The sequence below is a fragment of the Armatimonas rosea genome (assembly GCF_014202505.1).
GTDB lineage: Bacteria > Armatimonadota > Armatimonadia > Armatimonadales > Armatimonadaceae > Armatimonas > Armatimonas rosea.
In genome coordinates, this window is record NZ_JACHGW010000001.1 from 895221 (window position 1) to 915498 (window position 20278).

The 20278-nt window shown below is 63.4% G+C and carries 15 protein-coding genes; 9 read left to right on the plus strand and 6 right to left on the minus strand.

Annotated elements, in window-relative coordinates; genetic code table 11:
- Positions 1-39: 39 nt before the first annotated feature.
- Complete coding sequence (locus tag HNQ39_RS04000; protein WP_184192666.1) at positions 40-1785, plus strand: YHYH protein; 1746 nt, start codon at positions 40-42, stop codon at positions 1783-1785.
- Positions 1782-2450, plus strand: a complete 669-nt coding sequence (locus tag HNQ39_RS04005) for a hypothetical protein (protein WP_184192667.1) — start codon at positions 1782-1784, stop codon at positions 2448-2450. The genes HNQ39_RS04000 and HNQ39_RS04005 overlap by 4 nt, the downstream gene beginning before the upstream one ends.
- On the opposite strand, the gene HNQ39_RS04010 is transcribed toward HNQ39_RS04005, so the two are convergent.
- The 6 genes from HNQ39_RS04010 to HNQ39_RS04035 all read right to left on the minus strand — a co-directional run bounded on the left by HNQ39_RS04010 (position 2447) and on the right by HNQ39_RS04035 (position 8395).
- Complete coding sequence (locus tag HNQ39_RS04010; protein WP_184192668.1) at positions 2447-3415, minus strand: sialidase family protein; 969 nt, start codon at positions 3413-3415, stop codon at positions 2447-2449. The two genes, HNQ39_RS04005 and HNQ39_RS04010, sit on opposite strands and share 4 nt — an antisense overlap.
- A gap of 7 nt (positions 3416-3422) precedes the next feature.
- Positions 3423-4094, minus strand: coding sequence for a hypothetical protein (locus HNQ39_RS04015; RefSeq protein WP_184192669.1), 672 nt, complete (start codon positions 4092-4094; stop codon positions 3423-3425).
- A gap of 222 nt (positions 4095-4316) precedes the next feature.
- Positions 4317-5243 (minus strand): carbohydrate-binding family 9-like protein, encoded by a 927-nt coding sequence (locus HNQ39_RS04020; protein WP_184192670.1) that lies wholly within the window; start codon positions 5241-5243, stop codon positions 4317-4319.
- Positions 5240-6148, minus strand: coding sequence for a glycoside hydrolase family 43 protein (locus HNQ39_RS04025; protein ID WP_184192671.1), 909 nt, complete (start codon positions 6146-6148; stop codon positions 5240-5242). Before HNQ39_RS04025 ends, HNQ39_RS04020 begins: the two co-directional genes overlap by 4 nt.
- 82 nt (positions 6149-6230) lie before the next feature.
- Positions 6231-7460 carry a S41 family peptidase gene (locus HNQ39_RS04030; RefSeq protein ID WP_184192672.1) on the minus strand — a complete coding sequence of 410 codons (1230 nt, stop codon included), beginning with the start codon at positions 7458-7460 and terminating at the stop codon, positions 6231-6233.
- Entirely contained in the window at positions 7457-8395 is a 939-nt protein-coding gene (locus HNQ39_RS04035) for an aldo/keto reductase (RefSeq protein ID WP_184192673.1), read from the minus strand. The genes HNQ39_RS04030 and HNQ39_RS04035 overlap by 4 nt, the downstream gene beginning before the upstream one ends.
- 97 nt (positions 8396-8492) lie before the next feature.
- Between HNQ39_RS04035 and HNQ39_RS04040 the strand changes: the two genes are divergently transcribed.
- The 7 genes from HNQ39_RS04040 (at position 8493) to HNQ39_RS04070 (ending at position 20272) form a co-directional block, all read left to right on the plus strand.
- On the plus strand, positions 8493-11132 hold the full coding sequence (locus tag HNQ39_RS04040; protein WP_184192674.1) for a hypothetical protein: 2640 nt from the start codon (positions 8493-8495) through the stop codon (positions 11130-11132).
- 48 nt (positions 11133-11180) lie between these two features.
- Positions 11181-13781 (plus strand): AAA family ATPase, encoded by a 2601-nt coding sequence (locus HNQ39_RS04045; RefSeq protein ID WP_184192675.1) that lies wholly within the window; start codon positions 11181-11183, stop codon positions 13779-13781.
- 97 nt (positions 13782-13878) lie between these two features.
- Positions 13879-14772, plus strand: coding sequence for a PEP-CTERM sorting domain-containing protein (locus tag HNQ39_RS04050; RefSeq protein ID WP_184192676.1), 894 nt, complete (start codon positions 13879-13881; stop codon positions 14770-14772).
- A gap of 3 nt (positions 14773-14775) precedes the next feature.
- A complete protein-coding gene (locus tag HNQ39_RS04055) occupies positions 14776-15462 on the plus strand; it encodes a hypothetical protein (RefSeq protein ID WP_184192677.1) in 687 nt (228 codons plus the stop codon).
- A gap of 86 nt (positions 15463-15548) precedes the next feature.
- On the plus strand, positions 15549-18140 hold the full coding sequence (locus HNQ39_RS04060; RefSeq protein WP_184192678.1) for a hypothetical protein: 2592 nt from the start codon (positions 15549-15551) through the stop codon (positions 18138-18140).
- A gap of 111 nt (positions 18141-18251) precedes the next feature.
- Complete coding sequence (locus HNQ39_RS04065; protein WP_184192679.1) at positions 18252-19196, plus strand: DPP IV N-terminal domain-containing protein; 945 nt, start codon at positions 18252-18254, stop codon at positions 19194-19196.
- Positions 19197-19279: 83 nt separating this feature from the next.
- Positions 19280-20272 carry an SGNH/GDSL hydrolase family protein gene (locus HNQ39_RS04070; RefSeq protein WP_184192680.1) on the plus strand — a complete coding sequence of 331 codons (993 nt, stop codon included), beginning with the start codon at positions 19280-19282 and terminating at the stop codon, positions 20270-20272.
- Positions 20273-20278 lie beyond the last annotated feature (6 nt).

Sequence of the window (20278 nt, forward strand, 5' to 3'; positions counted from 1 at the left end):
TTCATGCGCCCTTCATAAATTCCTTGTTTCATAGTCGTCATGAGACGAATCAACCCACTATTGCTCTTGCTGGTTTGTTGCGTGCTGGGCAGGGGCGCTCAGGCCCACCCCGGCGGCCACGACCTCAGCCCGGCCACGCAGCGGAGCTGGCACAACCAGGCGACGGGACGGAGTGTCACCGGTGCGTTCTCCCACGTGCGCCAGGGCAGTGTCTATGTGCAGAGCGCCACGGGGCTGCAGGCGATCCCGCTGGCCCAGCTCGCCCCCGATGAGAAGCGCTATGCGGAGGGGATCGCGGCGCGGATTCAGCAGCTCAATGCCAGCCTCTTTGCCGAGGTGGGGGAGCCGCGGCCGCAGAGTACGAGTGCGAAGCCTGTGGCAGCAGCGGCCTTTGATGCCTTTGCCCCCAAGGTCAAGACCCGCTGGGACGAGCGCTATCTCTACGTGGAGTCCGATGGGATTCCCAGCCACCCGATGATGGTGGGGATCACGAGCTGGCAGCAACAAGTCCCGATGCCCCAGAGCTACACGGGCAACAACGCCTGGCGTGTCCCGCTGAGGCCCGTCCCTGCCGCCAACCCGCTCTCGGCAAAGACCCACTTCTTCCGGGGGGCGATCGCGCTGGCGGCCAATGGGATTCCGATCTTCAATGCCCTCAACAACCGGGGAGCGGACTCGTTTCTGATCGGGGAGCTCGATGAGTTCGGGGGGCACTGTGGCCGCGCCGACGACTACCACTACCATATCGCGCCGGTGAGCCTGCAGAAGACAGTCGGGCCGGACAAGCCCATCGGCTACGCGCTGGACGGCTACCCGCTCTACGGTCTGCTGGAGCCGGGGGGCAAGCCCGTGGGCAAGCTCGACTCCTTCAATGGCCACGAGACTTCCGGCTTGGGCTACCACTACCACGCCACCAAGACCTATCCCTACCTCAACGGCGGCTTCCACGGCGAGGTGACGGAAATTGACGGTCAGGTCGATCCCCAGCCGCGCGCCCAGAGTGTCCGCCCCGATACCCCACCGCTCCCCGGTGCCAAGATCACGGCGTTCTCCCAGCCCAAGCCCGGCAGCTACGCGCTGACCTACGTGATTCAGGGCCTCACCTGCAAGATCAACTACCGCTTGGAGACCGATGGGAGCTACACGTTTGACTACATCAACCCCGAGGGCAAGGTGGTGACGATCAACTACCCGACGCGCCCGCGTGGCGGTCAAGGTGGCAGTGGTGGGCGCGGTCAAGGCGGTGGCCAGCGTGGTGGCGGCGGCGGGCGCCGCGACTCGGCGGCCCCGACCATTGTTCCGGCAAAGCCGGGCGACTTTCAGCTGACGAGCCCTGTGGTGGTGAACGGCGGGAGCCTGCCTGTGGACTACACCTGCGACGGGGCGAGCGCCTCGCCGCCGGTGGCCTGGAAGAACGCGCCCGCCGGAACCAAGGCATTCGCTGTCGTGATGCACCACTATCCCCCCGGCGAGACCGAGGAGCCGCATGTCTACTGGGTGGTCTACAACATCCCGGTCGCCACCAAGGCCATCCCACAGAACGACACGGTGATCGGGGCGCGTGGGGTCAATACGGTCAACCGCCGTGCGCAGTACACCCCGCCGTGCTCCCAGGGGCCGGGGAAGAAGTGGTACATTCTCACGCTCTACGCCCTCTCCGAAGAAGTCAAGCCCGAGGCGACCCGTGGTGTCACCCGCGAGGCGCTGCTGACCGCGATGAAGGGCAAGATCCTCGCCACGTCCGTGCTCAATGTCTCCTACGAAAGGCAGTCGCAGAACCCATGAAAAAGTTTGCTCCCTATCTGATTGGTGCCCTGATCGGTGCCGCCGCTCTTGCCGTGGCCCAGCCGCCGCGCCGTGGCGGCCAGCCCGGCATCGTCAAGCCCGAGATGTCCGATATCATCCAGGCCAATATCTACGCCGACAACTGGTTTGCGATGTACATCAATGGCAAGCTCGTGGCGGTCGATCCCATCGACTTTCTGCCGCACAACGTGGTCAATGTCAATATCCTGCCGGAGTACCCCATGACGATCGCGATTATTGCCAAGGACAACGCCGATCCGAAGACGGGCTTTGAGTACGGCGACCATGTCGGCGATGGGGGCTTCGTGCTAAAGTTCAGCGACGGCACGGTGACCGATGCGAAGTGGAAGGTGAAGACCATCTTCTCCGGCCCGCCCGTGAAGAACGAGCCGATTCCCGCCGGCTGGTTTCTGCCGAGCTTCGATGACAGTAAGTGGGAGAGTGCCACAGAGTTCACCAACGAGCGGGTCAATCCCAAGAAGCCCTACTACGACTACAACTTCGAGGGGGCAAAGTTTATCTGGAGCCGCGATCTGGACCTAGACAATACGATCCTGCTCCGCACCAAGATCGAGAAGCCCGGCTGGAAGGCCCGCTGGACCACCAAGCCCGATCTGGATATCAGTGGTGCGCCGCTCCGCTAGACGAGCTTGCCGTGCCAGAAGTGGATCTGCTTGCGCTTCCAGGTGTAGGTGACCGCGAGCTCGTTCTTGCCGACGGGGATGATCGCGGGGTAGGAGAACTCCATTTTCGGCTCGGTCTCGATATCGACAAAGCTGGGCCAGGTGACACCGTTGTCAAACGAGAGCGCGATCCGTAGCGGGGTGCGTGCGGCCCAGTTTCCGACCACGGGGTTGTGCGCCAGCGCCAGCGTGCCATCGGGGAGGCGCGCGAGGTCGATCCCGCTGTTGTTGTTGGGGAGCTTGGAGTCGTAGACCGGCTTCCAGGTGCGCCCGTTGTCGTCGGAGTCCGTGCGGGGGCAGTAGCCGCACGACGAGCGCAAGAGCGCGTGGAGCTTGCCGGGCGCGGACTCCCACATCGTCGCCTGAATAATCCCGTGTTTCTCGCCCAGCGCCGTCCGATCCAGGTTGGGTGTGCGCTGCCAGGTCTTGCCGTTGTCCGACGACCGATCGAAGAAGGCCTCCCAGGTGCCTTGCTCGCTTGATGCCCCCGCCAGTAGGGTCCCATCGGCCAGTAGGATCGGCTTGTTCTTCACCGGCCCCCGCCCCCCGGTATCGTCGCCGGGGACCAGCTCACGCGCCGCGCTCCAGGTCTTGCCGGAGTCGCGCGACGTCATGGTGAAGGTCTTCCAGTGGGGGATGGTGGCTCCGGTCTTGAACCAGAGGTGAAGTGTCTTGTCGGGGCCGTAGAACAGCACCGGGTTCCAGTGCGCGGTCTCATCAATCTTGGCGACTCGCACCGGCGCGCTCCACTTGCTGCCCTCACGGCGCGAGAGCCAGATCCCGACATCGGGGTGCTTCTCGTGCGTCCCGCCAAACCAGGCCGCCACCAGGGTCTTGCCGCACAGCGCCACCGTCGATGCATGGCACTCGGGGAAGGTCGCCTCGGTGTAGATCGGCTCCTGGGTGATTGTCTCTAGACGTTTCATGGGGCCATTATAGACGAAAAACCCATGCGCGGCGGTGCAAGTCTAGTAGGGTGATGGCGAGCGCCAGCGGCCACCAAGCCAGCGGCAAGACTGCCAGTAGGAGCGCAAAGACCAGGCAGTTGGTGGCAAACGAGCCCAGCGCGTCCCAGCCGCGCCGCGCCGCAAAGATCCCGCCCACTAGCTGAAGTGCCGCCACAACGAGAACCGGAGCCAGCGCGTGCGCCGCGACTCCTGCCAGCCAGCCCAGCAGCGCGATTCCGAGCCAGGCGCTCCGCCAGCCCAGGTGCCGCTCGGGTCGGCAGTCGAAGGGAGTGACGGGCGGCTGGCACCCGGCGATCTGGCGGCGGTTGTAGGAGAGCAGACGGTACAAGGGCCAGATCGCCGCCTTGAGCCCGCGCTGGCGCAGGGCGGGCCGGAGCCATGTCGCTTGGTGCCCGATCAGCAGAAAGAGCGCATCGAGCCCGTAGGCAATCTCGCCGGTCGTGCGGTCGATCAGGGGAATCGCCACCCGGCCCCGCGCGACGTCCAGCGTCTCAAAGACCTCGGGGCACTGCACGGGAGCCTGTCCAAACGCCACCCGCCCCGCCCGGGGAAGCACCCCCAGGCGCACAAAGCCCTCGGTGTAGAGCTGGCACAGCGGGCAGCTATCGTCGTAGAGGATCACTTTCTCGGCAAGCATCACAAACTCCCTGATTCCTAAAATTGAACGTGTTCACATTTAGAATATCGGCGATTCTGTCGCTTGTCAAGAGGCGCTTTTTGCCGCCGATTGGAAATCGGCGTCTGCAGTGGCCTTCGGCCGCGAAGCCCGTGCCGGGCTGGGGGATAGGTTCGGTAGCCCGCACCCAGAGGGTACCCGGGCTTTGCGGCTGAGGAACGAAGCCACTGCAGACGCCGGTTTTCAACCGGTGGGGCGAATCCGGGAGTCGTGGGTGACGATGAGGTTGCCGCGCGTGGCGCTCCAGCCTTCGGGGCGTTTTTCGGCGCGGTAGAGCTCCATGAGGTGGCAGCGGTCGTCCCAGTCCGGGTCGGGGCGGAAGGGGGCCTCAGGGGATGCCTCGAACTGGACATAGCCCCAGAACTCGGGGCGGTGCATGTCGATGGCCCACTGCGGGCTCCAGACCCAGTTGTGCTCGGGGGTGCTGGGGATCTTCTGGTAGGGTGCGGGGATCTTCCCGGAGTTATCCACAGGCGGGAGGGAGTTATCCACAGGGTAGTCGAAGTTATCCACAGGCTCGATATCCCACTCAACCCGCGAGAAGTTCACCCGCCACTGCTGCCCGAGCGTGGGGCAGCCTCCGCCTTGCAGGGTCTTGAGCCCGCTCCAGGGAAGCGCCAGCTCCAAGGTCCAGCCGTGGTCGCGGTCGCGGGCATCGTTGAGGGTGCCGATGACCTTGACTGCGGTCTTGATGCCCTCGATCTCCCACTCATTGAGCGCGGGCCCCCCATCCCGGTACGGCTTGGGCAGGCGCAGGTCCCAAGTGGTGTTGAGGGCGTTCATCTCGAACTCGCCGTAGTCGTGGTTGTCGCCGTCGGGGTCGAGGAAGACCTCGAAGTCGTTGTCGTAGAAGATCACGGAGTCGTGCTCGGTGAGCGTCGCCCAGATATCGGGCTCCTCCAGCTCGGCGGCGATATAGAAATAATTCTCGTCCCAGAGCATCTTGACGCGGGTACGGAAGCGGGGGGCGGGCTTGCTCTCGCCCTCGATGTCGAGAAAATCATCGCTCCAGGGCGCGGCCTGCCAGACCGGCTTGGTCAGGTCGCCGTCGATCACGATCGGCTGGCTGGCGCGGGCGCAGACATAGCCTTTGGGGTGGGGGTAGCTCATAGGAGTGCCTTTCGGAGTGTGTTCACAAGGGAGCGCGTTGTCTTGACCACCATGCCGTGACGGGCACCAGGAACCATCTGGAGCCTCTCACTCGCCTCGTGCCAGTGCACGGCGTCGTCGGACTCCGCCGCGCCCCAGGTGTCCTCTTGGTAGCGGTCGAAGTAGAGACGCCAGGTGTTCTCGATTTTCAGGGCAGTGGGGCCTTCTGCCCAGTAGTCGCCTGTGATGCGGGGGGCGATTCTCTCAAAGGGCCCCGTGGCGCTGGTGCCGCGTGCGACGAAGAGCCACTTGTGTGCCTGTGGGACCCGGGTCTCGTCCTTGCCGATCAGCAGCCAGCTCGTGCCATCCGGCACAATCGTGGCATCGATACAGTTAAATCCCGGGTCCCAGAGCAGCTTTGTCTCCGACCAGGTCGCGCCGTTGTCGTGGCTCTCACAGAAGTAGAAGCGGTGGTTGAGCGGCTTGCCGGAGGCACTGGCATCGGGGCCAGCCTGGGGATCGGTCTCGGGGAAGCGTCCCGGGATAGTCGTGGACCAGTAGAGCACCCAGCGCTGGCCCTGCGGCTCGTAGACCAGCTCGGGGGCCCAGGCATTGAGGGCATCGGGCTCGTGTGCCATCACGGGAAGCGTGCGCTGTGCGCTCCAGTGGAGCAGGTCGGGCGACGTGGCGTAGCCGACATGGCGGTCCCACCAGCCCGTGGTCCAGACCAGGTGCCAGAGGCCGTCGGGGCCTTGCGCCAGGCAGGGATCGCGCATGAGCTTGTCCGGGCCGACGGTGGGGACGATCACGGGGACATTGGGCTCGACCAGCGGCGAGAAGCCCCAGCCGTCGTCACTGACCGCCAGATACGCCCCGGTCTCGCCGTTGCCGAGAAAGTAGCTTAGAAGACAGACACTCTCCGCCATGGCGGGAGTATACCCGAGTGCCGGGGATTAGAAATCCCCGGCACAAGGAAGAGAGCGTCCCGTGGACGCGCAAGAGGTGGTTTTATTTTGTTAGTGCCTTGAGAGCGGCTAGCACACAGGGGTCGCTGGCCTCTTCTTTGGCGGGGAGGGCGTTGGCGACCTCGACATCGGGCTTGATCGGGTTCTTCTCCAGGCGCACGCCCTTGGGGGTGATGTAGTCCGAGAGGGGGAGCTGGACCTCAAAGCCGGTGGGCAGCGGCGCGAAGATCGACGTCAGCACCGCGCCCGCCGACGGCTGCCCGATCACGAGGGACTTGCGCTCCTCACGCAGCACCGACGAGACAATCTCGCTGGCGCTAGCCGAGCCACGGTTGATGAGCACGACCACCTTGCCTTGGTAGGGCGGGAGCTTGCGCAGGGTGGTCTTGCGGTCCGGACCCTTCCACTTTGCCACCTCAATGGGGTCGCTACTCTCCTTGCCGGTCTTCTCCTTGTACTCCGCCACCATCTGGCGCGTGACACTACAGCCGGTCGGGGTTCCGGGGGGTAGGAGGAGCGAGAGCAGGTGCGCGGAGTTGTTGACCAGCCCCCCGCCGTTGTTGCGCAGATCGACAATCAGCGCCTTTGCCTTCGCCTTGGCGACTTCGGCAAAGAGCGCGTCCACCTCGGGCTGGCTGTAGCCATTGGTGAAGCTGGGGAGGGTGAAGCGGGCCACACCGGGTGCGGGCCAGGTGAGGGTGGGCTTGCGAATGGTGGAGTAGGGCTTGCGCAGGAGCATGACATGCTTCTGTGCGCCATCGGCCTTGCGCTTGACCGTAATCAGGCTCGTCTCGCGGCCGTCTTGGTCGACACTGGTGGGGTTGTTGCCCGCGGGCTTTCCCTCCACCTCCGTGATCACATCACCGATCGCAAGCCCGACACCGGCTGCGTGGCTCCCCGGCGCGAGGGTGGAGACCGCCAGACCATCGGGGGCGGGTGCCATGCCGAGCCCAAAGCCGATCGCCTGTCCGGTGCGCCGCTGCTGGGCCGCCGCCGGGGTGAAGAGGCGGATATGGCTGATCCCAAAGTCGCGGAGCACCTGGTTGACCGTGTTGGAGAACGCGCGCATGTCCTCGGCCTTGTCGAGCTCGGCGCGGCGTTTTTCCAGGGCATCGGGGAGCTTGCTGAAGTCGACTCCGGGCACAAAGGCGCGCCGGGCGATCGCCTGCTGGAGGGTCTCCAGGGTGCGGGTCTTGGCCTCGGGGCTGAGAGGCTGGGCAAAGGCAGTGGCGCCGAGCAGGCTCAGCGCGAGAGTGACAACAAGTTTTTTCATAGCGTGACGTTTCCACTGGGCCAGGTAAGGCGGTGAACGGGAGCGAGGATTTCCTGTATGGCTTTTATCGCTTCGGGGTCGGGGGAAGTTCCCACGGTGGCGACATTCTGGCGGACCTGTGCCTCGGAGCTCATCCCGACAAGCACGGTGGCGACCGGCGCGTTTTGCAGGGTCCAGGCCACGGCTTGCTCGGCGAGCGAGACTCCATGGGCCTTGCACCAGGCGAGCGCCTCCAGACAGGCGAGCCGGAGCGCCTCAGGGGCGGGGTGCCAGGGCTGCGGCCCCGTGTCGGAGAGCAGGCCCATCGCCAGCGGGGACGCCCCGATCACCCCGACCGATTTCTCCTCAAGATACGGGATTAAGTCCCAAAGGCTATCGTCGTTAAGGGAGGTATGGCAGTAGCTAAGAATAACATCCAGCGGTGTCTGGTCCAGCACCCTGGGGTAGATCGCCAGCGGCAGGCCACTGACCCCCACAAAGCGCACCTTCCCCGCCGCGACACACTCCCGCAGCGCCGGAAGGGTCTCGTCGATCACTTGCTGGAAGTTATCCGCGAACTCAATATCGTGGCAGAGCGCGATATCGAGCTGGTCGGTCTTGAGGCGGCGCAGGCTGTTGTCGATGCTCTGATGAACGCGGGCGGCGGAGAAGTCGAACTCGCCGCTGGGTCTCTCTGCGCTGGGGTAGCGCCCTAGCTTGGTGCAGAGGACATAGCTCTCCCGCGCCACTCCCACCAGCGCCTCGCCCAAGACATCCTCCGATGCCTGGTACCACGGGCTCGTGTCGAAGAAGTTCACGCCTAAGTCGAGCGCTAGCCGCACCGTGCGTGTCGCATCGGCTTGCGTGATCGGCCCATACGGCCCCCCGAGCGGTGCGGCTCCAAAGCCCAGCGCCGAGACCGAGAGCCCGGTCTTGCCTAAGATACGGTAGTCCATGAGAGCTCTTTTCAAGGCAGAAGGGCAAAAAACCTGCTAACTCTAACGCTGGGCTAATGCCTCCCCGCTAAAGTTTGAGCCAGGAGGAGTTTTTCCGATGCAACGACGACGATTTCTACAACTGGCACTTGCCGCCCCGGTAACCGCACTCGCAAGCGGCTGTGGTGGGGGCTGGAACCTCGGCTTTGGCCCCATCCGTGGCGGCGGTGGCGGGACGACAGGCTCTCTCACCCTGGGGCGCATGGCTGCGACTGTGGACCATGGGAGCCTCATCGGAACACTGCCCACCTACACGGCGCTCCAGGTTGCGACCGCGTTTGGGAGCGAGAGCCCAGCGGCCAGTGGGGCGGCCAGTGTTCAGGTCATTCAGGCAGAGACGACCCTCGGATTCGTGACCGAGGCAAGCGGCGCGATCCTCTACTACGGCTGGCTCTCCGGCACGCAGACGGCGCTCTCCGCGGCGAGCACGGCGGAGGTGCTTCTCTACTATGCACTGGCGGGCTACCTCCTGCCTGCCGAGATTCAGGAGAGAGTCCGCGCGATTATCGCCGCCAGCGACTCGGTGCGGCTGCGCATTGGACCGGCGGTCGCGAGCTTCCTGGCTGCAAACCCCAAGCGCCTGAGCGGGGACACGACCAGCCTACTGGGCTTGGTTGCCACCGAGGCGGAGAGCCTCCTGCCTGCGGTGAGTGCGGCCACACGTGGCGTGATCATCCAGACACCGGGCCTCCGCAGTGGTGTTGAAGTCGCTCAGTCCAAGGAGCCTAATGCCGTTTTTGCACAGAATAAGTACCTGCGCCGCGCGATGCTGGTGGTCAACCAGATCGGCTACACGGATAGCAAAAATGTTCCCATTGATCAGCTGGTAGCGCCGCGTGTCCCCCTACAGCTCAGCCTCTCCGAGATTCCTGTCCCCAAGTCCTACGATAGCTTTGCCAACACGATCTCGGGCTGGATCGAGGCCTACTACAGTAATAAGACCTTCGATGATGGCTCGATCGATGCGGGCTTCTTTAGCTCGGCATCGGATGTGGTAGGGCTGAAGGTCAACCCCGACGGAGCGCTTAGGACAAAGTACCGTGCCTATGTCCTGATGCCAGGGAGTGTCCCCGGCAACGAAGAGCACCTGGCGGAGCTCTTGCCTGCACAGCGTGAGTATGTCGAGGGAGTCAACCTGAAGAACCTCTACCTCCGTCTGTTCTTTGAAGACCTCCTCGCCCCCTTTGTGCTAAGCTTCGTGGCCGGGAAGCTGGCAGGCGATAAGGAGCTGATCAAGGGACTGACGGAGGAGCTCCTCAAGGCGGTCCGTGAGGTGCTCCCCGGACAGCTGGAGCTAGTGGCTGGCGGGAGAAGGAAGCCTCTGGATGTCTTTATCGTGCTGGTGAAGTCTATGACGATCGACCCGGCAACCGGGGCGACCTCGGGGAGCTTCCAGAAGATTGTCGGGACCACGATGCAGTTTCTGTTCAAGCAGCTTACAGGCAATGGTCCCGAGCTCTTTGCGAAGAATGTCACCGAGGGGATCAATATCAATGGCACCATTGTTCCTGGAGTCGGGCGGCTTGTGGCGATGCTGGAGGCGACCGACAAGCTCCTGGACTCTGTCAACCGAAGTCGCCTGTTTGTGGACTCGACCATCAGCAAGAAGCTCGAGTTCTGGGACATAGAGGTTGATAACTTCAAAGTCGAGCTCACACCTGCGGAGTCGGTCGTGGTGCAAGGCGATGGGGTTGTGGAGCTTAAAGTAAACCTGCGTGATGCCAAGGCAGGGGAGGGGCAGTTCTTTTCCTACACCTGGAGCTGCAGCTCTGGACGCCTCACCGACGGGCTCCAAGGCAATGGAAAGCGGATCGAAGCCAGCACGGCAGCGAGCGTCAGCTACCACGCCGAGGGAGCTGTCGGGGAGACGGATACCGTCACGGTTCAGGTAACTCTCCGAGGGCCGGGCAGTAAGGACAGCCTGGTGCTGGGAACCGCCGAGGCAAAGGTCAATGTGGTGGGGCTCACGGTGACTCCCGCGACCACAACCCTGAAGAACCAGGAGACGGTTGCCTTGACGGGCAACCTCGCGGGGTTGCGTCCTCTGAAGGCAGGGGAGACACTGGAGTACCGCTGGCTGACGACCAGAAACGCAGGCGAGCTCCTCGGGTCCCCGGACGGTGGCCTCTCGGTTCCTGTGGAAGGGACTACCCGTGTGACCTACCGCGCCGATGTGGCCAAAGAGGGGACAGACACTGTCACGTTTGAGGTTGCCCTCGCCGGAACGAGCATACGCCTCAAGAGGACGGCCTCCGTTGCGGTGGGTAAGCCGCAAGATAAGGTGCTGCCTGTCATTCAGGGAGTCTTCTTTGACGCGACGGGAAGCACGGCGACCGCAGGACTCGTGGTCAAGTGTGCGACCTTCAAGATCGATCCGGCGGCCCAGTCCTATAGCGTGAGCATCGCCAGTGGTGCGACAACCACATGGCGCATCCAGGCAAAAGATGTCGCGGCCACTGCTTCGGGTGTCGACACAACGACCTTTGGTATCGACAAGACCTGGGAGTCTGGCTTTACCTTTCCAGGAATGACAAAGAATTACCAGATCTTCTATCGGCTCGAGGATACCATTGTCGCCATGGGGCCAACCCAGCACTGGGGGCCGAACTTGTTCTTCAAAACACGTCAGCAGGCTGTGGATAGCTTGAACGCGAGTAATGCTTCCTTTGAAATCAGCAAGGCAGTGGCTCACTACTAAGCGTCGTCGTTTGCAGGAAGGCACAGCTCTTGCGTGGAATCAAGAGCTGTGGAACCTGTCTGGCGGATCGCACTCTTTGATGGCCCCCGGCTCTTGACCCCCGAGGGTAGCGAGGTGCGGCGCTTTCGCTCTCAGCGGGTGGCGGCGCTCCTGGCCTACCTGTGCCTGCACCTAGGACGAGACTGCCCGCGCGAGGAGCTCGCCGAGGCGCTCTGGCCTGACGAAGACCCGCAGGTCACGGCGAATCGCCTCCGTGTCTCGCTGACCTCGCTGCGCCACCAGCTCGAGCTTCCCGGCATGGCGCCCGGCTCGGTTCTCGATGCGACCCGCGCGGGCTACGTGCGGCTGCGCAGCGAGAGTGTCTGGTGCGATGTCGCGGCCTTTGAGAAAGCGCTCAAGCAGGGCAATCCCGCCGAGGCCGCGCAGCTGGCCTGTGGCGCGCTCCTCCCGGGCTTCTACGACGAGTGGATTCTCATGGAGCGGGAGCGGCTGGAGGCACTACGGACGAGCCTTCCGCAGGTCGTACCAGCTCCTCTCGCCACTCCCGAGGTGACGACTCCCGTGGAGCGCCGCTTGCCGGTCGCCCTGACACGCTTCTTTGGGCGCGCCACGGAGCAGGAGCGGCTCACACACGCCCTCACCGAGGAGCGCTTGGTCACTCTTGTAGGATTGGGCGGCATGGGCAAGAGCCGCCTCGCGGTCGAGACCGCGCGCCGCCTCGCGCTCCCTAGTGTCTTTGTCCCGCTGGCAGACCTCACCGAGGAAGCCCGGCTGGGGGAGTTTGTTCTGCGTGCGCTAGGAGCCAGCACACAAGGGGAGGGAGACCCCCTCGCGGCGCTGGGGACACTGCTGACCCACCGTGGGGAGCTCCTCCTGATCCTGGACAATGCGGAGCACCTCGCCAGTGAGGTGGCAGCGCTCACCGTGACCCTGCTGGAAAAGGCCCCTGAGCTACGCATCCTAGCCACTAGTCGTCAGCCCCTCGGGATTCTCGGGGAGCGGGTGCTGACACTAGAGCCACTGGAGCTGCCCAGCGCCCACGCAACCCCGGAGCGCCTCCTGGAGTTTCCCTCGGTTGCGCTCTTCTGTGACCGTGCGCGTCAGGTCCGTCCTGACTTTGTCCTTACCCCACGCCACACCCCCGCGCTGATTGCGATCTGCCAGAAGCTTGAGGGGATGCCGCTCGCGCTGGAGCTCGCCGCCGCCCGCACCCGCACCCAGACCCCCACCCAGCTTGCCGCCGCCCTCGACGAGAGCCTCCTGACACTGGCGACCACCCAGCGCGGCCTCCCCGAGCGCCACCGCTCCCTCCGCGCTGTGGTCGAGAGTAGTGTCGCGGCGCTCGACCCTGCACTTCAGGCGTTCTTTGCCGCTCTCTCGGTCTTCCAAGGCGGCTGGACCAGTGAGGCCGCGGAGGCGATCACCGGCTGCCCCCAGACCGAGCTCTTTCTGGAGGAGCTGACCCACCACTCCCTGATCACCCTGCGTGAGGACGAGCTCTCGGGGACGATGCGCTTTGGTTTCTTGGAGACCCTGCGCCTCTTCGCCGCGGAGCGCTGCACCGAAAAAGAGCGCCTCGCCGAGCGCCACGCGAGCTACTTTTTCGCCCTCGCCGCACAAGTGAACGAAGACGATGTGCGCTTCTTCGATCCGCTGGAGCCTGAGCTGGAGAACCTTGCCCTGGCACTCGACTATGGCTGGGAGCACTTGCAGGACAGACACGCGTTCTGGGACGGCCTGACGGGGTTTCTGGCCTTCGCCTTTGTTCGGGGGCACCACCGCCGTGCTATCGGGTACGCCGAGCGCATTGCGGCAAGCTGGCAGTGCATCCCCGAGCCCGAGCAACGCTTCGAGGCACTCAACCGCACTCTGATGCTCTACAACGACTTGGGGCGCAACGACGAAGTCGCACGCCTCGCGACGGAGATGCTGACGCAGGCACAGGCACGGGGGCTGCGGCGCTGGGAGAGTGAGGCACGCATGAACCTAGGCTATGTCGCCAACCAAGCGGGGCGCTATGAAAAAGCACGCCAGATTCAGCGGGAGGCGCTCGAGCTGGCACGTACTCTGGACAACCCCCTGGTCTTGGTGCGCGCCTTGTTCTTGGTAAACCGTGCCACCAACCCCTGCGGCATTATGCTTCTCCAGAGCGATCCCCAGAGAGCTGCTGCGCTCTTGGCCGAGGCGGAGGCCGTCAACCAAGAGGCCCTGCGACTGATCGGGCCGCACTCGCGCTTCCACTCCATTCTCCACATGGGGCTCGCTCTCTCCCTCTTCAACCAAGGACGCACGGCGGAGAGCTACCAGCACCTCAAGGCGTGTCAGCACTGGGCGCTGAAGCACGGAACCCTGGCACTCCTGATGTACGCGTTCTGGTACGAGAGTAGCACCGAGCTGGTGTCGGGCTCTCCAGAGCGCGCGGCTCTGCTCTATGGCGCGTTCTGCCACCTGCGGGAGCGCATGGGCTACTCGGCCAACCTAGGGGTCGATGAGCACGCGCTACGAGAGCACTATCTCACTCTCTTGGACGAGGAGACCTACGAGTGCCAGCTACGGCTCGCGCACTCCCTGTCTCTGGAGACGCTTGTCGCACCGCGCACCTGGGACGAGCTGGTGGCGGGAAAAATCTCCCCCAAGATCGCGCATTAGAGTTGCAGAGTCGCTAACTCTAACGCGGGGCTAACGCGAGCGGTCTATCCTGCCTCCATCCGCACACAGAGGCGGTGCAGAAAAGGACCGATAAACCATGCGACTGCAGAGACCTATTCTTACCCTTGCGATGATTCTTACCTTCGGGGCCATCGCTCAGGCACAGACCGTTGATCCCTACGTCCCCCTCTTTCGGCACTTGTTAGGCTTTGCCCGCGACACCACGCCCAACGGTGTCTTTGACGGGCCTTTTGAAGATATCGACGGGGACGATCTTCCGATACCGGGCAGCTACCACATGGGAACAACCCTGGTGCGCGATGGGGCGACCATTACCTACACGGCAAACTCGAACTACGCGGGCTTCTTCGCCGCCAAGAACGACACGTCGCTGAGCATCTCCAATATCCAGCACCAGGGCTACTACACCATCGCAGGGCAGGGCTCGCACACCCAAGTTCAGTTCTTCGCGCCCGTCACGCCCGCTGAGGCGACTTTTAACTGGAAGGTGACCGGCACCGCGAGTGCGCCCTACGGCACGGCCACCAGCCGCCTGGACTTTCTCGCGGGCAGCTACCCCGGCTCGGGGATCAACGATCTCTACAACGCTCCGGGGCACCTGCTCGCCTACGGCCCCGGGAACTATAGCTACGTCCTCCCGACCACCCTCAACACCCCCATCGATCTGTTCTACTGGTCCAGCGCCTATATCGAGGTGCAGGACACCGACACTGCGGGCCGTGTGGGGCAGTCGTTTAGTGCCTTTGCCAACTTCTCCAGCACCTACACCCTAGAGAGCATCGACCTGCGGGACAGCAACGGCGATCTCATTCCGTCGTGGACCATGGAAGACACCAGTGCGCCGGGTGTTGCTCTCTTTAACCAGAATGGACGCACGGCCGCCGCAGGAAGCTCCGCACCCGAGCCGACTACGCTTCTCTTTCTTACGCTTGGGGGCACCTTGGTCCTGGCGCGCCGCCGACGGAGCTAAGTAATGAAGAACTACCAAGCGCCCGCTCCCAAGCTCACCACGCAGAAATTCCCCGATGGGAGCGGCCAGATCGGGGTTGCGCCGGGTTGGAAGCTCGACGACGGCGGGGCGGGGGCGGCGCTTCTCTCCGGGCCAGGCGGTGCGGCCATGCAGCTGGGGCAGTACCGCTTTGTCTTTGCCCATAACTACGACCAGCGGACCCTGACACCCGGTGTCAACCCCGAGGTGCCGCGGGTCCACCTCGACGATCCCGTGCTCGCGATGATCGAGGCGACAGCGCTCCTTCAAAAGGCGGGGCTGCTCAGCAAGCTCAAGCTCAAGGGGGTCGAGCCCGCGCCTTGGTTTCCGCTCGGACGCTCCGCACTGATGCGCTACAGCTTTGTCTACCAAGGCAAGCCCCTGGAGGCGTTTGGGCTCTTCACGGTTGTCGCCACCGACGCGCTATCGGGCTCGTACTTCTACTCCGTGGTCATGGCCCCGCCCGAGAGCTACGTCAAGCGCCTGCCGGAGATGAAGGCCATGTGGGGCTCGTGGAGTATCAGCCAGACGCTGCTGCAAGGCCGGCTCGACAACGCCGCCAAGATCATTGGGGAGATCGACGTGCCGTCGCACCTGGATGATTTTCAGCAGAAACAGCGCCTCGAAGCCCTCAAGGCCGCACGGAAATTCCAGGCGCTGATCCGCAACTAGACGAAGGGAGCAGTCTAACTCTAACGCTGGGCTAACACGGCGAGGCTACTCTGCTTGCATTCACATCTTGAAAGGCTCATGAAAACATGCAACGACGAAACTTTCTCCGGCTTACTGCGGCGCTTCCGCTGACCACGCTCTTGCAGGGCTGCGGAGGGGGCTGGAACCTCGGCTTTGGCCCCATCCGTGGCGGCGGTGGCGGGACGACAGGCTCTCTCACCCTGGGGCGCATGGCCGCGACCGTGGACCATGGGAGCCTCATCGGAACACTGCCCACCTACACGGCGCTCCAGGTTGCGACCGCGTTTGGGAGCGAGAGCCCAGCGGCCAGTGGGGCGGCCAGTGTTCAGGTCATTCAGGCAGAGACGACCCTCGGATTCGTGACCGAGGCAAGCGGCGCGATCCTCTACTACGGCTGGCTCTCCGGCACGCAGACGGCGCTCTCCGCGGCGAGCACGGCGGAGGTGCTTCTCTACTATGCACTGGCGGGCTACCTCCTGCCTGCCGAGATTCAGGAGAGAGTCCGCGCGATTATCGCCGCCAGCGACTCGGTGCGGCTGCGCCTTGGACCGGCGGTCGCGAGCTTCCTGGCTGCAAACCCCAAGCGCCTGAGCGGGGACACGACCAGCCTACTGGGCTTGGTTGCCACCGAGGCCGAGAGCCTCCTGCCTGCGGTGAGTGCGGCCACACGTGGCGTGATCATCCAGACACCGGGCCTCCGCAGCGGGGTAGAGGTCGCCCAGTCCAAGGAACCCAACTCGGTCTTTGCAACCAATAAGTACCTGCGCCGCGCGGTGCTCGTGGTCAACCAGATCGGCTACACGGACAGTAAAAACAACCCCGTCGATCAGCTGGCTGCGCCCCTTCTCCCTCTGCAGCTCACCACGGCGGAGATTCCTGTCCCCAAGTCCTACGACAGCTTTTCCAACACGATCTCCGGCTGGATCGAGGCCTACTACAGCAACAAGACCTTCGATGATGGCTCGATCGATGCGGGCTTCTTTAGCTCGGCATCGGACGTGGTGCCGCTGAAGGTCAACCCAAGTGGCGCGCTCAAGACCAAGTACCGTGCCTATGTTCTCATGCCGGGGAGTGTCCCCGGCAACGAAGAGCACCTGGCGGAGCTCCTGCCGGCACAGCGCGAGTATATCGAGGGAGTCAACCTAAAGAACCTCTACCTCCGCCTGTTCTTTGAGGATATTCTTGCTCCCTTTGTCCTGAGCTTTGTGGCCGGGAAGCTGGCAGGCAATAAGGACCTCATCAAAGGGCTGACCGAGGACCTCCTGAAGGCCGTTCGCGAGGTGCTCCCTGGGCAGATAGAGCTGGTGGCTGCAGGACGAAGGAAGCCCATGGAGGTCTTCACGCTCCTGGTGAAGTCCATGACCATCGATCCGGCAACCGGGGCGACCTCGGGGAGCTTCCAGAAGGTTGTCGGGGCGACGATGCAGTTTTTGGTCAAGCAGCTCAGCGGCAATGGCCCGGAGCTCTTCGTGAAGAATGTCACCGAGGGGATCAATATCAATGGCACCGTGGTTCCTGGAGTCGGGCGGCTCCTGGCAATCCTGGAGGAGACAGACAAGCTCCTGGACTCTGCCAACCGTGGCCGTGTGATCCTCGACTCCACCATTAGTAAGAAGCTTGAGTTCTGGGACATGGAGGTCAATAACTTCACGGTTGGGCTAACCCCCACCGAGGCGATCGTCCCCCACGGCGACCTAATCGCCTCCCTCAAGGCGAACCTAAAAGACGCCAAGCCGGGCGAGGGACAGTCGTTTATGTACAAGTGGAGCTGCAACTCGGGACGGCTGGTCGATGGGGTTCAGGGCAACGGAAAGCTTATCGCCGCCACGACTGCCGATAGCGTGAGCTACCACGCCGAGGGGCCGGCGGGTGAGACAGACACAGTGACCGTCGAGGTGACCCTCAAGGGGCCGGGCAGCAAGGACAGCCAGGTCCTGGGCACCGCGGAGGCAAAGGTCTATGTCACCGAGCTGAGCGTGACGCCCAGCACCGCCACGCTCAAGAACAGCGAGACAGTCGCCCTGAGCGCGCAGCTGAAGGGAATGCGGCCGCTCAGCTCCGGCGAGACCCTGACCTACAAGTGGCTGACCACACGCAACGCCGGTGAGCTCCTGGGCTCCCCCGACGGGGGCACGGGGATTGCGGTGGAGGGGCAGAGCGCAACCTACCGCGCCCACGCCTCCGCAGAAGGTGCCGACACAGTCACGGTCGAGGCGCTCTTGGGAACCCGCTCCCTGGGGAAGGCTACCAGCAAGGTCACGGTCGGCAGTAATGTCGTGGTCGTGCCAGGGCGCTACAAGATCCTGAGCTGGGCCCGCAACGATCCTGCGTCCTTCCCCGGCCTCTACCAAGTGAATGCCTATGTGGTCGTCCCCCGCATGGCCAATGCGAAGTCCTACCGCATCCATGCCTACACGGCGAGCGAGAACAGAGACCTCTCGCTGGGAGCGGAGCCTTTGGATAATCTGCCGGAGTGGGACCTCTCGTATGGCTGGGGGGGGACACTAGGCAACATCTATCTGACAATGCCCGAGGTCTCCCGAGTCGGAAACGAGGTCTATATCATGATCTCAGGCTCCGGGGGAGACTCCACAACAGCCCAAGCCTTTGAAAACCGGTTCCAAGGAATGACGGTTGAGGTGACTATTCATCTCTAGACTGCTCGCTCCCTCTCGGTACTTTTAACAGGCTTTGCCGCGCCTGCGCTCCACGGTATGTTTCTTGTGAATACCTTCCCTGAATATAGGAATACTTAAGGTAACAACACAGTGAAGCGCAGGCAATTTACTAAATATCTTTTTCTTGCCGCCCTTGGGACGGCATTTTTTTCGGGCTGTGGGAGTGGTATCCAGCCCGGGATCGGGGGGCTCTGGAATGGCTCCGATGGCACCGGATCGAGCAGCACGCTCACGGGCCAGGTGGTCTTTGTCAATAGCCTCAGTGGACGCTACCAGCTCTACCTGGCCAGCGCCGATGGTAAGACCGTCACGCGCCTGACCAATGGCAACTGGCACGACTACCGGCCGTCGTTCTCGGCGGATGGGAAGAAGATTGTCTTTGCCAGCACCCGCGATGGTGCCGATGGGCAGCTCTATGTCATGAACAGCGATGGCACGGGCGCGACCCGGCTGACCAGTGGGCGCTGGGCGGACTCGGGGCCGGCATTCTCGGCGGATGGGAAGAAGATCGTCTTTGAGAGCAACCGCGATACTGAGGGCGCACCCCAGCTCTATGTGATGAACGCCGACGGTAGCGGGGTGACACGGCTCACCAAGGACGGCACGCAGCGGGACTTCAACCCGACGTTCGCGCCCGACGGCAAGAGCGTGGTCTTTGCCCGCGGCGAGGGGGAGAGCGCGCAGCTCTTCGCGATTCGCACCGATGGCACGGGGCTGACCGCACTGACCGCCAGCGCGGGCGCGAACAAGAACCCGTCGTTCTCACCCGATGGCAAGAAGATTGTCTTTGAGAGTAGCCGCACGGGAAGCTACCAGCTCTACCAGATGAACACCGACGGTAGCGGGGCCAAGCGCCTGACCAACAACACCTTCCAGGACTACAACCCGTCGTTCTCGCCTGATGGCAGGTATATTGTCTACATGAGTGCCCGCACCGACGGCTACCAGCTCTTTCGGATGGACCCCGACGGTGCCAATGTCACCCTGCTGGTCGCCGCTGCCGGAAACAGCAGCGACCCACGCTGGGCGAACTAGGCTTTTAGACCGAGGCCCGGACACTCGTTGTCCGGGGCTTCTCGTTGTCCGGGCAAAAATCGTTGTGTGAGCGAAAGAGAATTATGGACGTTCACGGAGAGAGCTTTGTGCTGACACGCACGGAGCCGGGGAAGTTTTGTTTTGGGCGCATCACGAAGGGGAGTGTCGTGGTGCGCAGTACGTTTCTGGCCGAGAAGCCCGGCTCGGTGGGGTATATCGAGGGGCAGGACTATCTCGTGGACTATGCCCAAGGGACCCTGGCGCGCACGCCGGGCTCGCGCATCCCGGACTTTGCCACCAACCCGCTCTTTGGGCAAAAAGACTTCGATCATACCAAGTTTCCGGGGTTCACGAACCATCCCTGGTTTGTCTGGGTGGACTACAAGACCCCGGAGCGAACCCCGTGGGCGCGGCGCAACGACCAGAGCCGCGCGCTCCGTGCGGTGACGACAAAGCTCCAGGCAGGCGGGCCGTTTAATATCGTCAGCTACGGCGATAGCATCACGGCGGGGGGGGAGGCATCGGAGCAGGCGCTGCGCTTCCAGTGGCGCTGGGCGGCGTCTCTTGGTAAGAAGTTTCCCAAGGCTGCAGTCACGGTCGAGGATCTCTCGCTCTCCGGGTACTCGTCGCGGCAGGGGATCGACTGGTTCGACAAGAAGCCCGAGTCGCTACGGCCCGTGACCACGCTGGGGACCTGCGAGAAGCCGGACTTGGTGCTGGTGGGCTTTGGGATGAACGACCACAACCGGGGCAGCGCGGAGCCCGAGGTCTTTCAGAAGAACCTGGTGACCTTGAGCAAGCTCATTCAGGAGCGAAAGGGGGCCAATGTCGCGCTCTTCTCCGCGTTTCCCCCCAACGACGACTGGCACTACGGGACCCACCGCATGGCCCTGTTTGCCGCGGCGACCAAGCAGGCGGCGAGCGAGGCGGGCGTGGCCTATGTCGATGTGTTCTCCACCTGGGAGCAGGTGCTAAAGCGCAAGGACCAGCCATCGCTCTTGGGCAACAATATCAACCACCCCAACGACTTTGGCCACTGGCTCTACGCCCAAGCCTTCGAGGCCCTGGTGTTTTAACGCGAT